General features: G+C 46.1%; 1 protein-coding gene. It reads left to right on the plus strand.

The genetic code is table 11. The features are described 5' to 3' along the window. Positions 1–131: 131 nt before the first annotated feature. Complete coding sequence (locus ACK8OT_RS19170) at positions 132–1,751, plus strand: IS1634 family transposase (RefSeq protein WP_410198115.1); 1,620 nt, start codon at positions 132–134, stop codon at positions 1,749–1,751. The last annotated feature ends 19 nt before the right edge of the window (positions 1,752–1,770 follow it).

A 1,770-nucleotide genomic window follows, 5' to 3' on the forward strand; every position in this document is an offset into this window, starting at 1 on the left:
CCGTCATTCCGCAGCTAATTTCAGATTTAAAATAGTGTGATCGCACGATCATTTATGCGCAATTTTGCCAACACCCTATTGACCGCGATCCCCTATTTTGATCTATTACTGCTATTTAACGGTAGCTCACTATGTCTACTCCTCAGCCTGTCATTAAACGCCTCGATCACCTCGGGTTAATTGCTGCTTTTTGTCATGAAATCGGGTTACCTCGCTTCATTGATCGCGCTATCCCCAAGCTCTCAGACCATCATGTCTCTCATGGAGATGCTGTGCTGGCGATGGTGCTTAACGGGTTAGGCTTCCATAGCCGTACCTTGCATATGTTTGCTGACTTCTTTCAAACCAAGCCCGTTGCCAAGCTGTTGGCAAAAGACATTCAAGCCGAGCATTTAACCGACGATGTACTTGGGCGAACTTTGGATGCGCTGTTTGAAGCCGATGTGTCTGTCATGTATCAAGCGATTGCCGAGCATGTTGTCGAGAAATTAGGGCTACAAACCGATTCGGTGCACCTTGATATTACCAGCTTCCATGTCGATGGTGACTATGCTCAAGCCGCCCCCGATGATATTAATACCATTAAACTCGTCCAAGGTTATAGCCGTGACCATCGGCCCGATTTAAACCAAGTTGTGCTTGAGCTTATCTGTGAAAACCAAGCGGGATTGCCTGTTTACATGCAGGCGCTTAGCGGCAATACCAATGACGCCAAAGCCTTTGCCGAGGTCGCTAAACAGCATATTCAATGTCTGAAGGCCGCACAAAACAGCCGTTACTTTATTGCTGATGCCGCGCTTTACACGCAAGACAGCATCCAGTCTCTTGATGAACAAAAGCAAAAATTCATTACGCGCGTCCCGATGACCATTAAATCTGCCAAAGAGGCGTTATTGGCACTCGACGCAACTCAGTTAGAGCCGATTGGCCAGGGCTACTCTGGCCATTGGATTGAGTCAAATTATGGCGATGTACAGCAAAAATGGTTGCTTATTAACAGCGAGCAAGCTACGAAACGAGAAGAAATCACCTTCTACAAAAATCTAGAGAAGGGCCTAACCAAAGAGCTTAAGCAATTGAATAAATTGATGAGTAAGCCATTTGCTTGTGAAGAAGATGCTAGGCTGGCCGTGGATGAATTCAAAAAGCAGTCAGAGCTACTTGGTTTTGAGCAAACCAGCATTAGCAAAGAGCCTATCTATGCCAGCCGCGGGCGACCGAAGAAAGGTGAGAAACCAACGGGCTATAGCTGCCAAATTAATGCCACGGTATACACCGATTTAGACAAAGTAAAACTCGCCAAACTCAAAGTTGGCATGTTCATCCTTGCCACAAATGACACAGAGAGTAGCGACCTCGACATGGCAGCGTTATTGGCGCACTACAAATCGCAACAAAAAGTAGAGCGCGGTTTTCGATTCTTAAAAAGCCCTGAGTTTTTAACCTCATCCATCTTTTTAAAGAAACCGCAACGAATTGAAGCCTTGCTGATGATAATGACATTGAGCTTGATGGTGTACGCTGGGTTGGAGCATAAAATCCGCGAAGAGCTAAAGCATACCGACGAATTTTTCCCCAGCATGGTCAAAAACAAGACGACCTCAAAGCCGACAGCACGCTGGGTGTTTTTGAAATTCGAGGGCATAGACATGCTGGAGTTTGGCGAACAACGATTCATAACTGGGATGCAAGATTACCAGCGGCAGCTACTGCAGCGACTTGGCCAATTGTATGAATCATTTTATTCCTAAATTGGCTGCGGAATGTCGG

This window comes from Motilimonas thetidivivens, assembly GCF_046452435.1.
Lineage (GTDB): Bacteria > Pseudomonadota > Gammaproteobacteria > Enterobacterales > CBDFNC01 > Motilimonas.